Raw genomic sequence first — 15,527 nt, forward strand, 5'->3', positions numbered from 1 at the left:
ATTTTTTGGGACTTCAGGGACAATACATCATTATGATTCCGGAACATGATATGGTGATTGTAAGGACAGGAAGCTATAATAATCTTCCGAAAAACGACAGAGGAAGACCGGATCAGGTGAAATTTCTGGTGAATGAAACGGTAAAAGTATTTCAATAAAAATATGGAAAAATACAGCCCGAAAGTTGATGAATACATTGAAAAATCTCAGGATTTTGCAAAACCTATTCTGAATTATATCCGAGAAACCGTTCACGAATTCTGTCCTGATGCAGAAGAAGCAATCAAGTGGAAGTTTCCCATGTTCCTGTATAAAGGGAAGATACTTTGTTCAATGGTTGCTTTTAAACAGTATTGCAGTATGGGATTCTGGCTTCATGATGAGATGTCATCGCTGAAAGAGTTTGAAACAGATACCGAAAAAACGAATATGTTCAGTTTGGGTAAAATTACAGAAACAGAAAATCTTCCTTCAAAACCTCAGCTTAAAAAGATGATTACTGAAGCAATGGAACTGACGGATATGGGCGTTACTTTGAAAAAAGCAGCTCCATCGAAAACAGAAACAGAGGTTCCTGATTATTTTCAAAATGCTTTGAATGAAAATGAAAAAGCTCTGGAAATCTTTAAAAAAGCTTCGCCCTCTTTCCGTAAAGAATATATCAACTGGATCACGGAAGCTAAAACGGAATCAACCAGAAACAAAAGAATGGAACAGGCTTTAGAGTGGATCTCTGAAGGAAAAGGCAGAAACTGGAAGTATGAAAAAAGATAGTTTTAAATTTAATGAAATCTGAAATTCGCCTCTTTAAGCGTATTATTTTTTAGAAAAGCCTCATATTCGGGAGACAGCTGTTTTCGTCCGAAAGTATTTTCGCCGCTCATGCTTCCGAGACGTACTTTATCTTTTCCGTATTTTCTGTTCATCGCATCCATTGCTTTCATCACCGGCAAATGCAGATTCTGTGTATCTTCTTCAAAAAGATTGATGAGCCTTTGATCTTCCGGTACAAAATCGTTCACAATAACGCCTGCTTTTTTATAATGAAATCCTTCTTTAAAGATATCTTCAAACAGTTCATTTACGACTCTGCCAATTAAAATTGATGAATTGGTGGGATTGGGAAGAATTCTGGTTACCGCATTCCGGTACTCCGGAAGATCTTTTCTGAAGCGGTTGGTCTGTACAAAAACCGTTACCATTTTGCAGCAGGTATTCTGTTTTCTAAGGCGTTCCGAACAGTACATCCCGAAAGTTTCCACACGCTCGCGAACATCTTCTTTTCTGGTAAGCATTTCCATGAAGCTTCTGGTTACAGCAATGGATTTTTTCGGAGACGGAGCATCCAGTTCTAACTGACGGATTCCTTTCAGCTCGTTCACCATTCTTACTCCGTGAATTCCCATAATCTTCCGGACCCACATTTCAGGCTTTTGAAGAAGATCCCACGCTTTATGCACCCCATTATCATGCATTTTTACAGCGAGGCGTCTTCCGATTCCCCAAACGTCACCAATTTTTAACCATTTTAAGGCTTTTTCTATTTTTTCAGGGGTATCTAATACGAAAACTCCATTAAATCTCTCTGGATCTTTTTTTACAATCCGGTTTGCCACTTTACATAGAGTTTTTGTAGGCGCAATACCTATACTTACCGGAATTTTTTCCTGCTCATCAATCTCATTTTTGATTCTGAGACAGTACTCGTAAATATCGATATATTTAAAGCTTTTCAGATCCAGAAAAAGCTCATCAATTGAATACACTTCATAATCAGACTTATCCACATACGCTGTGGATATCTCTATAACACGCTGGCTTTTAAAATTATACAATTCGAATTTTGCGGAAAAACATTGTACATCATGCTCTTTAAATAATTCCTTATACTTAAAAGCCGGAGCTGCCATCGGAATTCCCAGATCTTTAGCTTCTTTACTTCTGGACACTACACAACCATCGTTGTTGGAAAGTACCACAACGGGTTTATTTTCAAGTTTCGGATCAAGCGTTCTTTCGCAGGAAACAAAGAAATTATTGCAATCTACCAAAGCATACATAATTGTTGATTCTATAGAACAAAATTAGATACTATTTGTATCATTTCTAATATATTTATAGATACAATTTGTATCAATGTCAATTTTTTCAGATAACATCAGGTTTTTAAGGACTCAGAAAAATGTATCGCAGCAGGAATTGACTTCTTATTATAAAATCATTATAATTCCGGTACAAAATGCTTTTTTAAGCTGTATAAGAACCAACTTGTTTTCCTTCTAATTCAATAAAAATTTTGTATCACTTGTGGCTCTAAAAATGTCTAAATTGTAGAAATGATATTTAATGTACAATGCATTTTGAAAATATAATTGATATATATGAGGGAATTGATGATGTACCCTAAATTTGTAAAAATTGTGGATAGATGAACTATTTGGAATGATATGGATTAATGGAAATAACAGCAATTGATATATGCCCTCAACAATTTCTAAGTGTTGAGGGCTTTTCTATTTAACGCAAATAATTGATCCTGTAGTTATTTTACTACATGAACTTCCGTTTTCCACTACAAAGAAAATTTTATCGTCGCTGTAGATTTGTAATGTTCAAAAGAGAACAATTAAACAAAGAATAAAAAATTAAATAATACGATCATGACAAAACAAATCGCCATCGCAGCATTAACTATCGGAGCATTCATTTTAGGAACTAACAATGCCCAAGCTCAAAATACTACAGCGACCACAACAGTAAACATTACCCTGAACGATGTAATCTCTATCGATGCGGGAAGTACTGCAATCGGGAACACTGTAGATTTCAACTATGTTACTGCAGCGGATTATAACTCTGATCAAACGATAACTAAAGCTAACTCTTTAAAAGTTACTTCAACGAAGAACTTTAATGTTAAAGTAAAAGCAGGAGGTGCGAATTTTATGAATGGAACGAACCTCATTCCTGTAAATGTTTTAACCATCAAAGCAGCTACAGCTTCCGGAACTATGGGAGGAACAAAAAGTGCTGTTGTTTTATCCGCAACAGATCAGACATTAGTATCAAACGCTCCGCTTGGAAGTGCCTTAACACTGAATTTGGACTATACCATTCCGGCAGCAAAGTCTTCTTCTTCTGACATTTTAGGTAAACCGGCTGGAACTTACACGCAGACAGTAACTTATACTGCAACAGCTTTATAAAAAAATTTCATATTAATATTTTGTGATTTGGTGTTTCGAAGGCTTCCTAAAGGAGGCCTTTGATTTTGTATGTATCAATACCAATATAAAGAAAATTCAAAATCCGGGATAATCATTTATCAGCTGTAAGATAAAATTTATGTTTTTGAACATTTTAAATCTAGTTAATAAATCACACCAAACATTATTATGAAATTCATATTGATTATCAAACCATTAAATAAATAGATATTTTCAACTATTGATAATATTTAACTTTTGATAACAGGAAACAAAGAAATTATTGGAATCTGCCAAAGCATACATAATTGTTAATTCTACAGAACAAGATCAGATACTATTTGTATCATTTTCAGTATATTTACAGATACAATTTGTATCAATGTCAATTTTTTCAGATAACATCAGGTTTTTAAGGACTCAGAAAAATTTATCACAGCAGGAACTTGCGGACAAAACATTAATGAGTCGTGTCCGGTATTCGAAATATGAAGACGGGCGTTCTGAACCGCCTTATGAACTGCTGATCAGAATTTCGAAGTATTTTAATATAAGTATCGATCTGCTTCTTACAGTAGATATCCGCAAATATCCGCTGGAAGATGTACTGAAACTTCCGGATAACAGAATTGTTCTTCCGGTTGTGGTGGATCAGTTAGGAAACAACAGCATTGAAATTGTCCCTCAAAAAGCATCGATGGGTTATTTATCCGGTTACAGTGATCCTGAATATATTGAAAGTTTACAGCGAATTTCTTTACCTTTCTTAATTAACGGAAAGTACAGGGCATTTCCGGCAGAAGGAGATTCAATGCCGCCTTTTAAAGACGGCTCTTATATTATCGGGAAGTATGTTGAAAATATTGAAGATCTAAAACCGAATAAAAGTTATGTTTTCGTGACTTTGAATGACGGCATTTCTTACAAAAGATTTAAAACCAAAAAGAAAAAAGCAATAACAGTAGCTTCAGACAATTCATTTTACAAACCTTATGATATTCCTTTGGGAGAAATTGTTGAAATCTGGCAATATGCATCTGGAATTTTTCCGGAAGATTTTGAACCTGATAATTTTGATAATTATAATTTAAAAGATATGTTTCTGGAGTTAAGAAGAGATATCAAAGAAGTGAATGATAAATTGAAGAATTAAAAATCAGGGTAAAAGCTTCTTAGCCATACCGGACTTTTAATGTAATTACAGCAGATTTTAAAATCAGACTTTATTTGATAATTTTTTTAAGCTTTAATTAATCTGTTCCCATTGATTATTAATACTCTGTAACCAAAGCACAGAGTTTGCAGCAATAGTTGAAGTACTTCCTCCGGAAATATTATTATAAGCTGATATTGATGGGGTATTCGTAGTCGGATTTTTAATGATATACATTCTTCCGTTACATAAACTTGCAGAAGGAAGAATTATATTATGATTTCCGCCCAAAATGACAGTGAAGTTTAATTCGGTTAATGTTAAGGATGCGGTAGTAGTAACAATCGGTAAAGAAAGGGATCCTGAAATCTGCAGTGTTGAATTAGGAACGCTTCCTCCCATATTAATTCCCACCCGGACTGTATTATCCAATCCTGTACCCTGCAGACGAAGCATTTCTATATAGGTCTGAGAGGTATAGTTGTATTTATAAAAAAGGTAAGGTTCATCGCCGTCGTCTCCTACCAGAAAATCAAATCGTCCATTTTCTGATGATCCATTACTTCCAAGTTCAAAAAAATCGCTGGAAGCAGCAGATCCTCTCATTCTAAAGTTACCGTTGCTGTCTGTAAAGAAAACAGGTTTATAGATGGCAGCGTTATCTGCCTGAAATTGCAGGGCAGAATTTCCTGATGTTCCTCTCATATACATAGTAGATGCAGTTGTAGAGTTATAAGGGCTGGGCTTTGAGCTTTCCGTAAGCCCTAAAGTCTGCCTTGTTCCTAGCTCAAGCATTTCGGTATTGTTGGAACGCAGTTGCAGACGCACATCATTTGTTGTGCCTAACAAACTGCTTGCCGCAGCATTTGCATTGCCCGTGAGGAACCAATTGTTCGTGGCAGCATCTGTAGAAGGCGCCCATGTATTTGTGGTACTGTTCCAGCTTAAAACCTGACCATTAGTCGCTCCCATCTGTCCCAGAGAATATGGGCTAGATGGTGTTCCGTTACCAGAAAATAGGGTTGCGGCAAAAACCGGACTTAATGCATTCACAGTACCGTTTCTTAAACCTATATAGATCTGGCCATCATCAGTTGCTTTGTACAGGTTACCTTCTGCTGCATTAGATACAGTAGAAGCGGACGCTATACTTTCCTGTCCAAAAGAAAAGATATTTATCGCGATGATAAAAATAGCAGAATAAATTCCTTTCATTTTCATTAATTTATACGTTGCCAGTTAGTACCATCACTCTGAAGCCATAAAATAGAGTTTGCCGTAAGTGCAGTTACAGCAGTTCCTGACAAGTTTCTGTATGAAGAAATTGCCGGAGTATTAGCCGTAGGATTTTTTATTACATACATCCTTCCCGTACAGGTATTTGCTGCAGGTAAAGTTATGGCGTGGTTTCCTCCGATAATTACTGTAAAGTGGCTTTCAGTAAGTGTTAAAGCCGCTGTAGTTGTAATTGTTGACGTGGATAATGATCCGTTGTTCTGTAATGTGGAATTGGCTAAAGCACCGGTATTTATTCCTACTCTTACATTGGTATTGAGACCGTTCCCGGATAAGCGCATTAACTCAACCGTAGTGGCTGTAGCGCCATTGTATTTATTAAAAACAAAAGGTTCATCTCCATCATCCCCGATTATAAAATCGAATCTTCCGGCATTGGATGCTCCGCTGCTTCCCATTTCAAAGAAATCAGTTCCGGCTGAAGAGCCTCTTAGTCTGAAGTTTCCGCTGCTGTCTGTATAAAAAACAGGCTTGTAAAAACTTGCACCTCCTGCTTCAAACTGTAGTGCCGAATTCCCTCCTGTTCCGCGAACATACATCACCGATGCATCAGGTTGATTATAGGGATAAAGACCTGTACTGCTGGAATCATACAGCCCTAAAGTCTGTCTTCGCCCTACTTCCAGCATAGGGGTATTGTTTGATGCCAGCTGAAGTTTTACGTCGTTAGTAGTGCCCAGAAAATTACTGGAAGTTGTATTGGCATTTCCGGTAATCAGCCAGTTAGATGCAGCTGCCGGTGTTGCAGGCTTCCAGCTGTTAAGGGTAGAATCCCAAGTCATCACCTGTTGGTTAGCGGCTCCGTTTTGAGCCAGTTTAAGAGGATTTGCGGCAGTACCTGCTCCCGAAAGTGTCACATTATCTACAACGATATTCCCTCCCACTAATTTAAGAGTTCCGTTTCGCAGACCTATATAAATCTGCCCATCATCTGTTGCTTTATATAAATTCCCTTCGGCTGCTGTTGCAAATCCTGTTGCCGTTGGTATAGTCTCCTGAGCAAAAGAATCAATAGCCGCGAAATTTAGTATGATAAGAAATATTTTGCCTAAGTTTAAAATTTTCATTTTTAAAGAATTACAGTTTTTCTACAATTAAAGATGAACCATTAGCAACCAGCTGAAGAGTTCTGTTCGTGGTATTCCAAACCTTTCCCTGCACTCTTAAAATATCATTAGCATTAAGACTCAGTATTTTCGTTACTGTTACAGAACCTCTTGGATCTGCACTGTTCCTATGAAACGTGAAGCCTGAAGTTCCTGCAACATCGGTTCCGTTTACCTGAAGTTTGTATTCTCCGGTAGCCTGAGAATTTGTAGTTACGGATGCGGATATACGATAAGTTACCCTGTACTTTCCTGCACTGGTAATCGTAATTGTCCCTGAACCCGCAGTATAACCACTGTCTACAACTCCGGCGGTGGTTATTAACATCGTTGTAAATCCGGCTGCTGTAGCAAAAGTCTGTGTTCCTGCCGCATCATATATTTCCGCTACACTTGAAGTAAAGGGTGTAGACCAGCTTAAGGCATTTCCTGTTCCGTTTGATGTTAGGACCTGCCCTGCCGTTCCGGGTAAAAGAGTTTGGTAAACAGTTCCGTCTCCCTGTAAAACAGCGCCGACAGCGGGTACAGATGTATTTCCTGTACCTCCATTAGATGGTTTTAAGGTTCCTGCCAAAGTAACAGCTCCTGAAGTTGAAGTGGAAGGAGTTAATCCTGTAGTTCCTGCACTGAAGCTACTTACATTTGAAGGGACACTTATAGTACCGTCTGGCGCTACATTTAATCCGCTACCTACTTTTACTCCTCCGATAGAAGAAGCTGTAGCCGGATTTAATGTAATTGTATTAGCCGTATTGGTAAGCCCCGTTGAGAAACTTAAAGCATTCTGCTTATTATTAAAGATATTCCAATCAGCAGATGATAAATAGCCATTAGCCGAAGATCCTGCCTGAGAAATTGAGAATACACCCGTTAAATTATTATAAGCTAACGGTGATGCTGCCGAAAAATTTGATAAAGTTAATGATGCTCCTCCTAACTGTTTCCAGGCTGTGCCGTCCCAGAATATAAATCCCGGAACCAGACTTCCGTCATTTGCAGTTAAATAAACCAATTGGCTGTTTGTAGTACCGGATGCATTGGAAACCTGATTTACCCGAGGAATTACGATCCCATCTTTAGGGTCTACAGCTCCTCCTGAATTTTTTCCTACTATTTCTAAAGTTGCTTTCGGTGTTGTTGTGTTGATACCTACCTGAGAATATGATACGCTACTACATAGCAGTAATAATACCTGAATTATTAGATAATTATTTTTCATTTAGTGTTTTTTTATTTTTCAGGAATGATCTTTTTCCCGAAAAACAAATATACAAGAATTTTGTAAAAGTTAAATCAATTTTCAGCAAAAATTTTCCTTTTTAACTCATTAAATTCTTTTTACACCTCTACTCTTTAATATTGATAATAAAAATGTTAGAGTAAAAAAATATTTAAAGCAATAACTTTTCACAAATCCCAACTTACACATTTTAATAATTTAGAGGAGACAAAAAATTATAGAGAATCTGCGATGCGCCTGTTTGTTTAGGATTAAAATAAATTAAGGTGTTAAACATATTTCTTTGCCAATTAAATTAAGTTGTCCCAAAGCAATCTATACAAAGTAGAATATCCTTGAATAAGCTAAGCTATTTAGTTATGCATCACCATTCAAAAGAAATCTAACACAGACATTGAAGAATATTTAATACAACAGACGTATAAATAAAGATTTTTAACCCTTAAATCATATACCATAATAAAAATCTAGGACTTTAAGATTTTTTGGCTAAATTTACACTACGACCGGACAGATAAAAACACACTTCCAATTACACCTTTGATGAAAGATACGTAAACATAAACCCTTATCATTGAGTGAGTTTGGAGTATAAAAGCAAAAAACTCAAATGAAAAGAATTTTATTAGTAGATGATCACAGTATTGTAAGGCAGGGAATGAAGTATGTCATTAAAAGCATCATAGCACAAGCTGAAATCTTTAATGCTGATGACGTTAAATCTGCTATAGAACTTATTAAAACTTCGGCTGTAGATTTCATATTTCTGGATATTAGCTTTCCTGATCAAAATATATCTACAACAACTGTAGAATTGATGAAACACATTTTACCCAATGCTAAGATTACAATTTTTTCTGCAATGGATGAGGAAATATTTGCCTCAAGATTTATAAAAGCGGGAGCCGATGGGTTTATCAACAAACTATCCAGCGATGAAGAACTTTTTTTTGCCTTAGATTACTTTTTTAAAAATGGAAGATACATTAGTGAGAATATCAAAAGTAAAATAATAGACGATTATTTAAACAAAAAAACCAGCAGTCAGATATCCCTTCTTTCCGATAAAGAATTAGAAGTATCCCAGTTTATCATTAAGGGTTATTCTACTTCCAGTATAGCAAAAACAATGAATCTGAAAAAATCCACTATAAGCACATACAAAAAGAGAATATACGAGAAGCTTGAAATAAGCAATATTGCAGAACTGTTCGAAATATTTTCAATTATATAACATCAGCCATATTTTTACTTCCAATCCGCCGCCCAATCTGTTTTTGAGTTTCATTTTGGCTCCTGTTTTTTTAACTATTTCTGTAATAATTTTATAGCCAATACCCTTAGAAATATATACATCAGTATTCTGATAACTGTTTATTCTGCCAAGTTTTTCGGGATTCATCCCATTTCCTGTATCCTGTATAGAAACAATTATATTTTGTTCTTTCTGATGTGCAGAAATAGTTACCATACCAATAGAAGTATATTTAACAGCATTATCTATCAGGTTATGAAAAAGCATCTCCAATAAAGCCTTGTTATTATTGAGAATAATGTTTTCGTCTACATTATTAATGATATCTATATTCTTCTTTGCAGCCAGATTACGGAAAATCATGATTTTCTCATGTATAAGCTGCCTAAGATTGATCGTTTCCCTGTATTCATCATCCGTTAAAAATAATTTGGTATAATCCAGACTGTTTAAAACAAAATGATAGAGCTCTTCTGTGGTCTCCTGCGTAGAAATTAATGATTCTTTAATCTCCATATCATCTGTAGTCGAAATCAGACTTTTCAGGTTTAAATTAATAAACCTCAGAGGACTCTTAATATCATGGCAGATAAGGCGGGTTAGTTTTTCCTGATTTTCCAGCTTTATCTTTAATTTTTCTTTGGATTTCTGTAATTTATCCAGCAGAATGACCAGATCTTTTGTATGATTTTCTATTTCTATTCTTAGCTTTTCATTTTCTCTTTCAATATAAAAATTTCTTATCTTAATAAGGAAGAAAACCATTAAGATGAAAAGTATAAAAAAAGCAACTTTAAAGATCCCGGTCTCCCAAATTACAGGTTTCTTATAAGGATCTAGATTCCCATCCTGAAAATCTGCAAATAAATTATTTAGAGCTTCATCAAAAAATATGTTATTTTCAAATAAGGTAAAAGGATCAAAGACATCCGTTATTCTATGAATATTATTTATTTCTCTTTGGAAAGACCGCCCATTATCTGAAATATAGCATTCCAAATTCTTTTTTTTCTGCTGAGAAAAAAAAAGCGAAAAGAAAAAGATAAAAAGAACAGCAATTTTTTTCATATCATTTACTACAAAAATATAAAATAGTTGCAGAAACTGTATATAAAAAATTCTACAAAAAGAAGTAGAAAAAATTCTACACGCAAAGCTTTTATAAGTTCTTTATTTTATCCGTTTAAAAAAGTTTAACGAAGTCTGGATAATCAGAATCGTACAATAAATAAATCTCTTATTATAAAAACTATTTTTTTTTAACATGCCATTTTCTGCCAATTAAAAAGTCAGCAAAACGGGAATTATAAGAGGGTAAGAAAGTTCTGCACAGCTTGAGAACAGGAGGAATTTTCGGTTTTTAATACCTCAAAAATATAATAACGAAAAAGAGATTTATTTCGTTTGCTTTTTATTTTACGATTATTTTTTTGTAGAAATAGTTCTACAAAAAGAAACTTATTTATTCTACACAATCTGTTTTTATTACAGCATATTTTTGTAAAAAGCTTCACTACGTGTGTAAATTGATAATTAATAAGATATTTTTTAAAAACACTGCCTTTTTATTAAAAGTAGTGCTTTTATTATTAATTATTAATTCATCTTTTTCATTTTCTCAAGTGAAATTTGTAAATGCTGCTACATCTGATGATTCAGAAGCAAATATAACCCAGACCTACATTTATAATAAAGATCTTATTGTTGTAACAGGGGATGCAGTAATTTATGAAAAAACGAACGAAGAAGAAATAACCATAAGCAAATCAGCTAATCCGGAAAAAAAAGCGACTAAGAATAGATCCGGAAAAAACAAGCTGATAAGCAAGAAAAAAAACACTAAAAAAGATTCCGGACAATGCATCGCCAAAAGTAATTGTAACTACACCCCTCATCAGGACCAGAATAATTCCACAATAAAAAATAAAGGAGGCAGTTCTCTGGCTTCTGTAGACAATAAAACTCAAAAAGAGATTATCTTCCATTTTGGATCTTCCCCTTTTTTGGGAAGACTGTGGGGAGTTCATAAAAAGTTTTACCATTACAAATTTTATAATTCGAGTTTAAAAATTTGTAAAAACTCTTCAAGAGCTCCGCCATTTGCTGTTTGATTATCCAATGGCTTTGATTTTGGGCCATCAGACTATTTTGAATATTCAAATAAAGCATACAACCTATTTTAATTTTACTAAAATGAAGATATCATCTACCATTATATTTTTATTTTTTGCCTCTGCAATCAGTGCACAGACAGGAAATATCGGAGTAAATACTACTACTCCTCAAAAAACCTTACACGTTAACGGTTCTCTACAAGTTACAAACGAAATAAATGTAGGGGGCAATTCCTCTACAGCAGGAAGTGCCGGTACAGCAGGACAGGTTCTTACCTCTGGCGGAGCCGGAACAGCTCCCACCTGGGCAACAGTTCCTGGGGCCGGTTCTACAACCAACACACTTACCAATACTACCAATACTATTACCAGTACAGTAAACGGATTAGTTGCAACTGCACCCGCAGTAAATACTGTAGCTAACACCACGGTACTTACAGGAAACAACAACAGCTTGGTAACTACAGTAAACGGAGTCGCGAGTACTTCTGTAAACGTCCCTAACCTTTACACTGCAAACGGAACCCTTACTGCAAACAGAACGGTAACACAGGGAGCTAATACACTCGCATTTACCTCAACAGCAACGAACGGATTCTCAGTAGACGGCACCACATTTTCTGTAGATGCAGCCAATCATGAAGTGGGGATAGGTACAGCAGCGCCCAATACCAATGCGGTATTAGATCTTACTTCTACTACCAAAGGGTTATTAATCCCAAGACTGACATTATCAGCTCTTAACAGTGCGTCTCCGCTTTCTGCGAATGTAGCAGGAATGGAGGTTTATAACACTGCTACGAATACTGCCACTTCCGGACAGGAAGTATACCCTGGAGAATATGTAAATAACGGAACCACCTGGGGAAGAACTTTAAATTCCGGTGATGTTAATGTTATTGCAGGAGCAGATGGCACCGATGCCATTGCCACTACAGCAACGATTACGGTTCCGGCAGCAGGAGTTGTGAATACTGCCATCTATACCAACACATTTACCCTTACTAAACCTTCTTTAGTTACTTTCAGTGCAAGTGTTTCATTCAGAATGCTTAGCAATACTACTGATACCACAGTATCTAAAATATATCGTTCTTATTGGGAGTTCACATCGCTTCCGGCAGGTTCTACACTGGCAACGGCAACGCCATACGGTCCAAGCAGTGCATTATATTATGGAGCAACAAATGCCACATCAGGAATTTTTGAAGTTACTCCTAGTGTAACTCTGAGACTCATTGCCGGAACGTATACGGTACAATTAACGGGAAGAACAGCAGATGGTCCAAGCGGAACCGGCTTTACCGCAAATTTTGGAGCCGGAAGCAATGACAATGTAAGCATAACAGCGGTACCTATAAAATAATCGTATTTAATTTGGGTTATCTACCATAAATAATAGAATACGATAACCGTAACTTCTATGTCTTACTAAAAATCTAAAGAAATGAAAAAGATAATTATAGCATATACTTGTGTTCTCGGAACATTCATATATGCACAGACAGGAAACGTAGGCGTGAATACAACCACCCCTCAAAAAAATCTCCATGTTAATGGTTCTCTGCAGGTCACAAACGAAATTAATGTAGGAGGTAATGCCTCTACAGCAGGAAGTGCGGGAACAGCAGGGCAGGTTCTTACCTCCGGCGGAGCCGGAACGGCTCCCAGCTGGACAACAGTTTCAATTACGCCAATTACCACGAATACACTTACTAATACTACCAATACTATTACAAGTACAGTAAATGGAACAGCTGCTACTGCACCCTCAGTAAATACCGTAGCTAACACCACAGTACTTACGGGAAATAACAACAGTCTGGTAACAACAGTAAACGGAGTGGCGAGTACTTCAGTAAATGTTCCAAACCTTTATACAGCAAACGGAACTCTTACTGCAAACAGAACGGTAACACAGGGTGCTAATACACTCGCATTTACCTCAACAGCAACGAATGGATTCTCAGTAGACGGCACCACATTTTCTGTGGATGCAGCCAATCATGAAGTGGGGATAGGTACAGCAGCACCCAATACCAACGCGGCATTAGATGTTACTTCTACCAGCAAAGGACTGCTGCTCCCAAGAGTGACATTATCCGCAACCAACAATGCCTCTCCACTCTCTGCACATGTAGCAGGAATGGAAGTCTACAATACTGCTACGAATACGTCCACTACGGGGCAGGAAGTATATCCGGGAAAATACGTCAATGATGGTACTGCATGGAGAAGACCTTTAAATATCAATGATATAAACATTGTTGCAGGAGCTGATGGTACAGATGCCCTTGCCACTACAGCAACAATTACGGTTCCGGCAGGAGGAAGTGTGAATACCACTCTTTACACTGCTACATTTACCCTTACGAAGCCTTCTTTGGTTACTTTTAAAGCCAGTGTAGGATGTATTATGACTACCCCTGCCGTTAATGACGCTACTGTGTCTAAACTTTACCGTTCTTATTGGCAATTTACATCTCTTCCTGCGGGATCCACATTGGCAAGTACAACCCCGTACGGTCCTAGCAGTGGATTGTATCGTGGAACTACAAATGCAACCTCAGGAATTTTTAACATGACTCCCAATGTCGCCTTAGCATTAATTCCGGGAACTTACACAGTACAGTTGGTAGGAAGGCTTACAGATGCTACAGGAGGAACAGGTTTTACGGCTACCTTAGGTGGTTCTGCTAATGATAACTTAAGTATTACAGCATTACCTTTAAGATAATGCAGAGGTACAGCCAGTAAATATAATGGTAAGACACAATGTTTCTCACTATTATACGCTGCCATCCGGTCTTCAGGATGTTTGGAATAAATGTATCTGCAGTTTCTTTTGAAACCTGAAAACAGATCTTATATTCTTATCATCCTGAAGACTTTTTATGGGATAAAGAATTTCAGAAGCAGATAAAAACAATCTGAGTATCTTTCAGCAATCCTAACGCTTAATTTTAACACATAGTTTAAGTTTTTTAAGCAAAAAATTATTTTTCAAGCTCAAAATAGAAATGGCAGATAATGTGATTTGAATCTATTTTACATTAAAATCTCGAACTTTTTTCTATATTAGTCTTTAAACATTATGTTATAAAATCTGGATTAAAACATTCTGCATACTATATTCTTTCTGAATTTCATTCTATTCCAGACTTTCATTTTTTCCACAATATCGCGCCCATCATTAAATGATTTGTTCAGATATAAATCTTTTAAGCATCTTCAATATTACATCATATAATGTAATAATTTTCTGCCACTCTCAGTATACAGCTGACTACTTTTAAGCATAATTCTATTGTTGTCATTTTCCAAAAAAATCCAGATTTGCTTGTTTATTTTTCGATTAATAAAAGCCCTCCTATTATTATTCATTTAGCCCAAAATTCATAAAAACACGTCAAGTTTTGGCGTTGTCAGTGTATAGCTTTGTATTTCAAAATCATAAAAATATTTGATAATGGATAAAGCAACTTTACAGAGAATTGAAAAACTTCACCCTTATGTAAGAGAGGAAGTAAAGAAGATAATCGATGAATGCGACAAAGCATTAACAGGCAGAGCAAAAGTACGAATTACACAAGGTTTAAGGAGCTTTGAAGAACAGGAAAAACTTTATGCCATCGGAAGAATTACTTCAGGAAAAAAAGTAACCAATGCAAAGGCAGGACAAAGCATCCATAATTACGGATTGGCTGTAGATATATGCCTGGTAATTGACGGAACAACGGCAAGTTGGGATACCGCCAAAGACTGGGATAATGATCAGGTTGCCGATTGGTACGAGTGCGTAAAAATTTTCGCAAAGTACGGATGGGACTGGGGCGGAAACTGGAAAACCTTTAAAGATCTTCCGCATTTTGAAAAGAAAAATATTGTAACAAAGAAAGGATTGGTAAAATCATCCTGGAGAACGCTTTCTAAAATGCCCAGAGATAAAGAAAACTACGTTATACTTTAATTCTCATTTATTTGAAAATTATTTTTAATACGTCAAGTTTTGTCGCTTCCCCGATCTATCTTTGCTTCAGTAAGATAACACTAAGACAATCATTATATTAAGCTAAAACCAATAGTTATTTCTCCTGAATCTATTGGTTTTACTTGTCTAAAATTGTTAAATGTTTCTTCAAAAAAGAGAAAAATCA

13 protein-coding genes are annotated in these 15,527 nt (G+C 36.1%); 8 read left to right on the forward strand and 5 right to left on the reverse strand.

Features of this window, described 5'->3' with window-relative positions; translation table 11 throughout:
- Positions 1–162 precede the first annotated feature (162 nt).
- A complete protein-coding gene (locus tag WFK35_RS05880) occupies positions 163–774 on the forward strand; it encodes a YdeI/OmpD-associated family protein (protein ID WP_336731813.1) in 612 nt (203 codons plus the stop codon).
- Between the two features lie 8 nt (positions 775–782).
- On the opposite strand, the gene WFK35_RS05885 is transcribed toward WFK35_RS05880, so the two are convergent.
- Entirely contained in the window at positions 783–2,060 is a 1,278-nt protein-coding gene (locus tag WFK35_RS05885; RefSeq protein ID WP_336731815.1) for a Y-family DNA polymerase, read from the reverse strand.
- Positions 2,061–2,660: 600 nt separating this feature from the next.
- On the opposite strand from WFK35_RS05885, the gene WFK35_RS05890 reads away from it, so the two are divergent.
- A complete protein-coding gene (locus WFK35_RS05890) occupies positions 2,661–3,206 on the forward strand; it encodes a peptidoglycan-binding protein LysM (protein WP_214588098.1) in 546 nt (181 codons plus the stop codon).
- A 382-nt stretch (positions 3,207–3,588) separates the two neighbouring features.
- A complete protein-coding gene (locus WFK35_RS05895; protein ID WP_336731817.1) occupies positions 3,589–4,359 on the forward strand; it encodes an XRE family transcriptional regulator in 771 nt (256 codons plus the stop codon).
- Positions 4,360–4,452: 93 nt separating this feature from the next.
- On the opposite strand, the gene WFK35_RS05900 is transcribed toward WFK35_RS05895, so the two are convergent.
- The 3 genes from WFK35_RS05900 to WFK35_RS05910 are packed head-to-tail and all read right to left on the reverse strand — an operon-like array spanning position 4,453 to position 7,980.
- Positions 4,453–5,574 (reverse strand): hypothetical protein, encoded by a 1,122-nt coding sequence (locus tag WFK35_RS05900; protein WP_336731819.1) that lies wholly within the window; start codon positions 5,572–5,574, stop codon positions 4,453–4,455.
- Between the two features lie 5 nt (positions 5,575–5,579).
- Positions 5,580–6,722: a hypothetical protein gene (locus WFK35_RS05905; RefSeq protein ID WP_290264349.1), complete on the reverse strand. Its 1,143-nt coding sequence runs from the start codon at positions 6,720–6,722 to the stop codon at positions 5,580–5,582.
- 10 nt (positions 6,723–6,732) lie between these two features.
- Positions 6,733–7,980: a hypothetical protein gene (locus WFK35_RS05910; protein WP_336731820.1), complete on the reverse strand. Its 1,248-nt coding sequence runs from the start codon at positions 7,978–7,980 to the stop codon at positions 6,733–6,735.
- Between the two features lie 631 nt (positions 7,981–8,611).
- Here WFK35_RS05910 and WFK35_RS05915 point away from each other — a divergent pair.
- Positions 8,612–9,235, forward strand: coding sequence for a response regulator transcription factor (locus tag WFK35_RS05915; RefSeq protein WP_336731821.1), 624 nt, complete (start codon positions 8,612–8,614; stop codon positions 9,233–9,235).
- Here WFK35_RS05915 and WFK35_RS05920 read toward each other — a convergent pair.
- On the reverse strand, positions 9,224–10,255 hold the full coding sequence (locus WFK35_RS05920; protein WP_336731822.1) for a sensor histidine kinase: 1,032 nt from the start codon (positions 10,253–10,255) through the stop codon (positions 9,224–9,226). The two genes, WFK35_RS05915 and WFK35_RS05920, sit on opposite strands and share 12 nt — an antisense overlap.
- A 623-nt stretch (positions 10,256–10,878) precedes the next feature.
- On the opposite strand from WFK35_RS05920, the gene WFK35_RS05925 reads away from it, so the two are divergent.
- The 4 genes from WFK35_RS05925 (at position 10,879) to WFK35_RS05940 (ending at position 15,340) form a co-directional block, all read left to right on the forward strand.
- Positions 10,879–11,367 (forward strand): hypothetical protein, encoded by a 489-nt coding sequence (locus WFK35_RS05925; protein WP_336731823.1) that lies wholly within the window; start codon positions 10,879–10,881, stop codon positions 11,365–11,367.
- An 82-nt stretch (positions 11,368–11,449) separates the two neighbouring features.
- Complete coding sequence (locus WFK35_RS05930; RefSeq protein WP_336731824.1) at positions 11,450–12,736, forward strand: hypothetical protein; 1,287 nt, start codon at positions 11,450–11,452, stop codon at positions 12,734–12,736.
- A gap of 81 nt (positions 12,737–12,817) precedes the next feature.
- Complete coding sequence (locus WFK35_RS05935; RefSeq protein WP_336731825.1) at positions 12,818–14,107, forward strand: hypothetical protein; 1,290 nt, start codon at positions 12,818–12,820, stop codon at positions 14,105–14,107.
- A 732-nt stretch (positions 14,108–14,839) separates the two neighbouring features.
- On the forward strand, positions 14,840–15,340 hold the full coding sequence (locus WFK35_RS05940) for a M15 family metallopeptidase (protein WP_235132504.1): 501 nt from the start codon (positions 14,840–14,842) through the stop codon (positions 15,338–15,340).
- The last annotated feature ends 187 nt before the right edge of the window (positions 15,341–15,527 follow it).

The sequence above is a fragment of the Chryseobacterium sp. VD8 genome, assembly GCF_037149975.1.
GTDB lineage: Bacteria > Bacteroidota > Bacteroidia > Flavobacteriales > Weeksellaceae > Chryseobacterium > Chryseobacterium indicum.

Bases quoted from the DNA above. Each gene is read 5' to 3' on its own strand.
- WFK35_RS05915 (WP_336731821.1), top strand. From the start codon at position 8,612: ATGAAAAGAATTTTATTAGTAGATGATCACAGTATTGTAAGGCAGGGA.
- WFK35_RS05910 (WP_336731820.1), bottom strand. From the start codon at position 7,980: ATGAAAAATAATTATCTAATAATTCAGGTATTATTACTGCTATGTAGT.
- WFK35_RS05930 (WP_336731824.1), top strand. From the start codon at position 11,450: ATGAAGATATCATCTACCATTATATTTTTATTTTTTGCCTCTGCAATC.
- WFK35_RS05895 (WP_336731817.1), top strand. From the start codon at position 3,589: ATGTCAATTTTTTCAGATAACATCAGGTTTTTAAGGACTCAGAAAAAT.
- WFK35_RS05905 (WP_290264349.1), bottom strand. From the start codon at position 6,722: ATGAAAATTTTAAACTTAGGCAAAATATTTCTTATCATACTAAATTTC.
- WFK35_RS05935 (WP_336731825.1), top strand. From the start codon at position 12,818: ATGAAAAAGATAATTATAGCATATACTTGTGTTCTCGGAACATTCATA.
- WFK35_RS05940 (WP_235132504.1), top strand. From the start codon at position 14,840: ATGGATAAAGCAACTTTACAGAGAATTGAAAAACTTCACCCTTATGTA.
- WFK35_RS05890 (WP_214588098.1), top strand. From the start codon at position 2,661: ATGACAAAACAAATCGCCATCGCAGCATTAACTATCGGAGCATTCATT.
- WFK35_RS05880 (WP_336731813.1), top strand. From the start codon at position 163: ATGGAAAAATACAGCCCGAAAGTTGATGAATACATTGAAAAATCTCAG.
- WFK35_RS05900 (WP_336731819.1), bottom strand. From the start codon at position 5,574: ATGAAAGGAATTTATTCTGCTATTTTTATCATCGCGATAAATATCTTT.
- WFK35_RS05885 (WP_336731815.1), bottom strand. From the start codon at position 2,060: ATGTATGCTTTGGTAGATTGCAATAATTTCTTTGTTTCCTGCGAAAGA.